Here is a 5766-nt window from a genome sequence, read left to right as displayed (position 1 = left end):
GAAGGGCTTCCTGATCGCCAGTGCCCTGGACTGGCTGGAGCGCTTCCATATCGACGCGCTGCGCGTCGATGCGGTGGCCTCCATGCTGTACCGCGACTACAGCCGCAAGGCCGGAGAGTGGATCCCCAACCGCTATGGCGGCCGGGAGAATCTGGAGGCGGTTGAGTTCTTCAAGCATCTGAACAGCATCGTGCCGCAGCGCTGCTCGGGTGCGGTGACGCTGGCCGAGGAATCCACCGCCTGGCCGGGCGTGACCAAGCCCGTCGAGGAAGGCGGGCTGGGCTTCACCTACAAATGGAACATGGGCTGGATGCACGACACGCTCCACTACATGGAGCAGGATCCGGTCTACCGCAGCTACAACCACGGCGCGTTCACCTTCGGCATGGTCTATGCCTATACCGAGCGCTTCGTGCTGCCGCTGTCCCATGACGAGGTGGTGCACGGCAAGGGCTCGCTCCTGCGCAAGATGCCGGGCGACGAGTGGCAGAAGTTCGCCAACCTGCGCGCCTATCTGGGCTACATGTGGGCGCATCCCGGCAAGAAGTTGTTGTTCATGGGCTGCGAGATCGCCCAGGTCACCGAGTGGAACCATGACGCGCAGGTGAGCTGGGAGCTGCTGGACGATCCGCGCCATGCCGGGATGCAGCGCCTGGTGCGCGACCTGAACCGCATCTACCAGACTGAGCCGGCGCTGCACGCGACCGACTTCGACCCGGCCGCGTTCGCCTGGGCGGTGGTCGATGACGCCGCCAACTCGGTGTTCGCCATGCTGCGCACGGCACCGGATGGCGGCTCGATCATCCTCGCGGTCAGCAACATGACGCCGGTGCCGCGCTACGGCTACCGGATTGGCGTGCCGCGCGCCGGGACGTGGCAGGAGATCCTGAACACCGACGCGCTTGGCTATGGCGGCAGCAATGTCGGCAATGGCGGCAGCGTGACCACCGAGGAGGTGCCGGCGCACGGCCAGGACGTCTCCGTCCAACTGGTGCTGCCGCCGCTTGCGACCGTCCTGTTCCGACTGGGCTGACCGCCACGGTCAGCCGAGGAGCCGCTCCAGCAGCGCGGCCGCTTCCTCGATATCGGCGCGCAGGGCTGCCCGCGCGGCCTTGCCGTCGCGGCGGGCCAGCGCGTCGCGCATCGCCTGGTGCTGCCGGTTCGCGGTCCGCCAGTTGCCGGAGCCGCGCAGGAGGTTGAGATAGGGGCCGATCTGCAGCCACAGGCTCTCGATCAGCGCCAGGAGGGATTCGGAACCGGCGGCCTCGTAGACGGTGAAGTGGAAGCCGCGGTTGAGCGGCAGGAAATCGCGATGGTCGGCCGTGCCGGCGGCAGCCGACATCCGCTGGATCAGCCCGTCGAGCCGGCCGAGCGTCGCGGCATCGACGTTCGCCGCCGCCCATTCCGCGGCAATCCCCTCGACCTCGACGCGGACCCGGCAAAGGTCGGTGAGCCTTGCGATGGTGAGCGGCGGAATGCCGACCGAGCGGCCGCTCACTACGGTCAGCGCCTTGGCGGCACTCAGCCGATGCAGGGCCTCGCGCACCGGCATGGCGCTGACCTGGAACGCCTCGGCGATGCCGCCGATGGTCATGGTCCGGCCAGGCTCCAGTTCGCCGTCCAGGATCATCTGGACCAGCTGCCGATAGACCCGCTCCTGCATGCTATCCCGGCCGACCGGGCGCGCGGGCAGCCGGCCTGCCTCCACCAGCGTCATCATTCCTCCCTGGTTCTTCCGCCGCCGCAGCACGGACAGCGTCCAAGCGCGGTTGCCGTACCTCCTGATCTATGATCAAAGATCAGCCACGGGACAATACCGGCGGCGGACGGCCAGCCGGGAGGGGGAGGCAGAACGGATGAGGAATCTGCGCAAGCTGTTCGCGTCGCTGCTGGCGGCCGGATGCGTGATCGGCGCCGGCGGGACGGCCGGTGACGTGGCCGCGGCCGAGAAGCACAAGATCTTCTTGTCGATGAGCTATATCGGCAATGACTGGCAGGCCGAAGCCGCCAACATGATCAAGGCGATGGCCGCCCATCCGTCGATGCGGGACAAAGTCGACCTGCAGGTCCAGGTGGCCGGGCCCAATGCCCAGCGCCAGATCCAGCAGATCAACTCGATGGTGCAGGCGGGTGCCGATGCGATCGTCGTCTACCCGATCTCGCCCACCGCGCTGAACCAGGTGGTCCGGGCCGCCTGCGGGCGCGGCGTCACCATCATCGCCTATGACGCCGAGATCACCGAGCCGTGCGCCCACAACGTCACGATCGATCAGGAGGAGGCCGGGCGGAAGACTGCCGAGTGGCTGGCCGACAAGCTCGGCGGCAAGGGCCGGATCGTCGCGATCACGGGCGTGCCCGGCACATCGGTCGACACGCTGCGCACCGAGGCGGCCAAGGAGGTGTTCGCCAAGCACCCGGAGATCGAGATCGTCGCCGAGGCGCCCGGCATGTGGAGCCAGGCGAACGCGCGTACCGAGCTGTCGAAGATCCTGGCGACCCAGAAATGGGCCGACATCGACGGGCTGTGGATGCAGGTCGGCTGCTTCACGGCCAATGCGATGCAGATCGAGGCGGGCATGAAGCCCGAGGATCTCCTGCCCTGCGCCGGCGAGGGTTCGAACGGCGGCCGCATCCAGGCCCTGCCGGCCGGCACCGAGGTCGAGGGCGCCAATGGCGCCTACGCGCCTATGGGTGCCCAGCGCATTTCCTATGCCTCGCCGCCCTATTCCGGTGCCCTGGCGCTCAAGCTCGCGGTGCAGAAGCTGGAAGGCAAGGAGATCCCCAAGCTCACCACCCTGCCGCTCCCGCTCTACACCAGCGAGGAGATGAAGCTCTGCGAGGAGGGCACCTGGAAGGAGATGTCCGAGGGCTGCAACGTGTTCAAGCCGTCGATCATCACCAATCCCGGCTGGTTCGCCTCGATCTACTCGCCCGACACGCCCGAGGTCGGCCTGCAGGCGGCGCTGGTGGGCCAGCCCGAGGAGTAAGCCGGCCGTCGGTGGTTCGAGGGGCGGGCCGCACGGTCCGCCCCTGCCGCCATCCTCGTCCTGTCGCCATCTTTCTTCACCAGGCTCGGAATCCGCATGGCTGTCGCCGCTGACGCGCTCAAGGTCGTGAACGCCACCAAGGCCTACGGTGCCACGGTGGCGCTGGCCGGCATGTCGTTCACGGTGGCCGCGGGCGAGGTCCATGCCCTCTTGGGCGAGAACGGGGCCGGCAAGTCGACCACGGTGAAGATGCTCTCGGGCTTCATCCAGCCGGACGAGGGCAGCCTGGAACTGTTCGGCCAGCCAGTGCGCTTGGCGCGGCCGCAGGATGCCCAGCGCCTGGGCGTGCAGACGGCGTACCAGGAAATGACCCTGGTCCGCGACCTGACCGTCACCGACAACATGCTCATGCCGAATGCGCCGACGGGCCTGCTGGGCCAGCTCCGACGGCGCGAGGGCGAGCGGCTGGTGGCAGCGCACCTGGACTCGCTGGGTCTTGCCGACATCGACCCGCGCGCCGAGATCCGCGAGCTGGAGCTGCCGGTCCGGCAGAAGATCGAGATTGCCCGCGCGGTGTTCCGCAAGCCGCGAATCCTCCTGCTCGACGAGCCGACCTCCAGCCTGACCGGCCGCGACATCGACTGGCTGGGCGAGCTGATCCGGACCGTGACCCGCGACAGCGTCACGGTGGTGTTCATCTCGCACCGGATGCCGGAGGTCCGGATGTTCTGCGACCGGCTCACCGTGCTGCGCAACGGCAAGGAGGTCGGCACCGCGCCGGTGGATCAGGTGAGCGACGACGAGGTCGTGCGAATGATCATCGGCCGCTCGCTGGCCGCGACCTTCCCGCCTAGGCCCAAGCCACGGCCAAAGCCGGCCACGCCGCCGGTCCTGGAAGCGCGTCGGGTCGCCACCGCCGGAAGGCTGGAGGATGGCAGCTTCTCCTTGTGGCCGGGCGAGATCCTGGGCATCGCCGCCTTGCAGGGCATGGGCCAGCAGCAGCTGTTCCTGAGCTGCTTCGGCATGGCGCCGCTGACGTCTGGTCAGATCCTGGTCGATGGCCGCGAGGTGACACTGGCCTCGCCCAAGGACGCGATCGCCGCCAATATCGGCATCAGCCTAGTGCCGGAGGACCGCAAGACCGAGGGCCTGTTCCTGAAGCTGGACGGCCGGCGCAATGTCAGCCTGCCGGTGATCGACCGCTTCACTCGCCACGGCCTGATCGACGAGGCGGCCGAGACCGAGGCGGTCGAGCGGGTGTTCCGGCAGGTCGAGGTGGCACCCCGTGCGCTCTACACGCCAGCCGGCGCCTTTTCCGGCGGCAACCAGCAGAAGATCGCGATCGGCAAGTGGCTGCTCGCCGGCAGCCGCACGCTGTTGATGTTCGATCCCACCCGCGGCGTCGACATCGGCACCAAGCACCAGCTCTATCTGATGATGCGCGTTTTTGCCGATGCCGGCGGTGCCGTGCTGTTCCATTCCACCGAGCTCGCCGAGCTCGTGAACCTGTGTGACCGGGTCCAGGTCATGTATGGCGGCCGGACCGTGGCCGAGCTCGCCGGTGACGAGATCGAGGAGGAAGCGATCATGCGCTTCGCGCTGGGCGAGCAGCGCCCTGCCGGGATGGCGGCATGAGCACGACGCTTGCCATGGCCGAGCGTGCTCCGGCCCGCCGCCGCGCTGGCCTGGGCCGCACGCTTGCGCGCCATCGTGGCCTGCTGGTGGCGCTCGCGGTGTTCGTCGCCCTGTTCCTGGTGGTCGACTGGATCACGCCCGGGCCGTTCAGCTATTTCGAGCTGAGCTTCATGTCGTCCGGCGGCGCCACCCTCGCGCTGGCCGCGATGGGCCAGACCTTCGTGATCCTGAGCGGCGGCTTCGACCTGTCCGCCGGTGCGGTGATCTCGCTGGTCAACGTGGTGCTCGCCACCTCCATGGGCGAGAGTGCGGGCTCGCAGCTCGCCATGGCCGTGGTGGCGCTGCTGATCGGCGGCGCGGTGGGCGCCTTCAACGGCTTCTTCGTGGCCTTCGTCCGCCTCCAGCCGATCGTGGTCACCCTGTCGTCCATGTTCATCGTCCAGGGCATCACGCTCCTGATCATGGACAAGCCGGGCGGGATGGTAGCACCCGAGTTCTCCATGGCGCTTACCGGCGACGTGATCACCGACCTCCTGCCGGCCCCGATCCTGGTCCTGCTCGTTGCCTTGCTGGTCTGGTTCCTGGTGCGCAATTCGCGCTTCGGCACCGGCATCTATGCGGTCGGCAGCGACGAGGAGGCGGCGCGCGCCGCGGGTATCGCCACCCGGACGGTGAAGTTCTGGACCTACACCCTGGCCGGCCTGTTCTATGGTGCTGCCGGCGCCTTCATCTCGGCCCAGACCGGCTCCGCCGACCCGTTGATCGGCCGGCCAATGCTGCTCCAGGTGTTCACCGCCGTGGTGCTGGGCGGCACCATGCTGGGGGGCGGGCGCGGCGGTGCGGTAGGCTCGCTGATCGGCGCCTACATCCTGATGATCGTCGTCAACATCCTGCTCGTGCTGAACGTCTCGGCCTATTACAGCTCGGTGGTCGAGGGCGCGATCCTGATCCTGGCGGTGCTGGCCGGCTCGTTCCACCGCAATTCGCCGGTCGCCGGCTATCTGCGCCTCCTGGTGAGCAATCTGCGGGCGCGCCGGGCGGGGACGCTTGCCCGCTCCCATCCGGGCCAGGCCTTCTCGCCGACCCTGCCGGCCCCCGCCGCCGGTGCCGGCGAGGCCGAGCGGGCCTCCTGGCTGGAGCGGCA

5 protein-coding genes are annotated in these 5766 nt (G+C 68.5%); 4 read left to right on the top strand and 1 reads right to left on the bottom strand.

Going from position 1 to position 5766, the window contains the following annotated elements:
- A partial coding sequence (glgB, locus tag EQG76_RS19075; RefSeq protein WP_159715950.1) for a 1,4-alpha-glucan branching enzyme occupies window positions 1–1033 on the top strand: 1033 nt, incomplete at its 5' end.
- Window positions 1034–1042: 9 nt separating this feature from the next.
- Here the strand turns inward: glgB and EQG76_RS19070 are convergent.
- Entirely contained in the window at window positions 1043–1717 is a 675-nt protein-coding gene (locus tag EQG76_RS19070) for a GntR family transcriptional regulator (protein WP_200840938.1), read from the bottom strand.
- Window positions 1718–1856: 139 nt separating this feature from the next.
- On the opposite strand from EQG76_RS19070, the gene EQG76_RS19065 reads away from it, so the two are divergent.
- The 3 genes from EQG76_RS19065 to EQG76_RS19055 all read left to right on the top strand — a co-directional run.
- Window positions 1857–2987 (top strand): sugar ABC transporter substrate-binding protein, encoded by a 1131-nt coding sequence (locus EQG76_RS19065; RefSeq protein ID WP_159715949.1) that lies wholly within the window; start codon window positions 1857–1859, stop codon window positions 2985–2987.
- A gap of 96 nt (window positions 2988–3083) precedes the next feature.
- Window positions 3084–4622, top strand: coding sequence for a sugar ABC transporter ATP-binding protein (locus EQG76_RS19060; RefSeq protein WP_159715948.1), 1539 nt, complete (start codon window positions 3084–3086; stop codon window positions 4620–4622).
- A partial coding sequence (locus EQG76_RS19055; RefSeq protein WP_200840937.1) for an ABC transporter permease occupies window positions 4619–5766 on the top strand: 1148 nt, incomplete at its 3' end. The genes EQG76_RS19060 and EQG76_RS19055, both read left to right, overlap by 4 nt.

This window comes from Geminicoccus flavidas, from assembly GCF_009806515.1.
GTDB classification, from domain to species: Bacteria; Pseudomonadota; Alphaproteobacteria; order Geminicoccales; family Geminicoccaceae; genus Geminicoccus; species Geminicoccus flavidus.
Note: the sequence above shows the minus strand (reverse complement) of the source record. Positions and strands in the feature narration are given on the sequence as shown.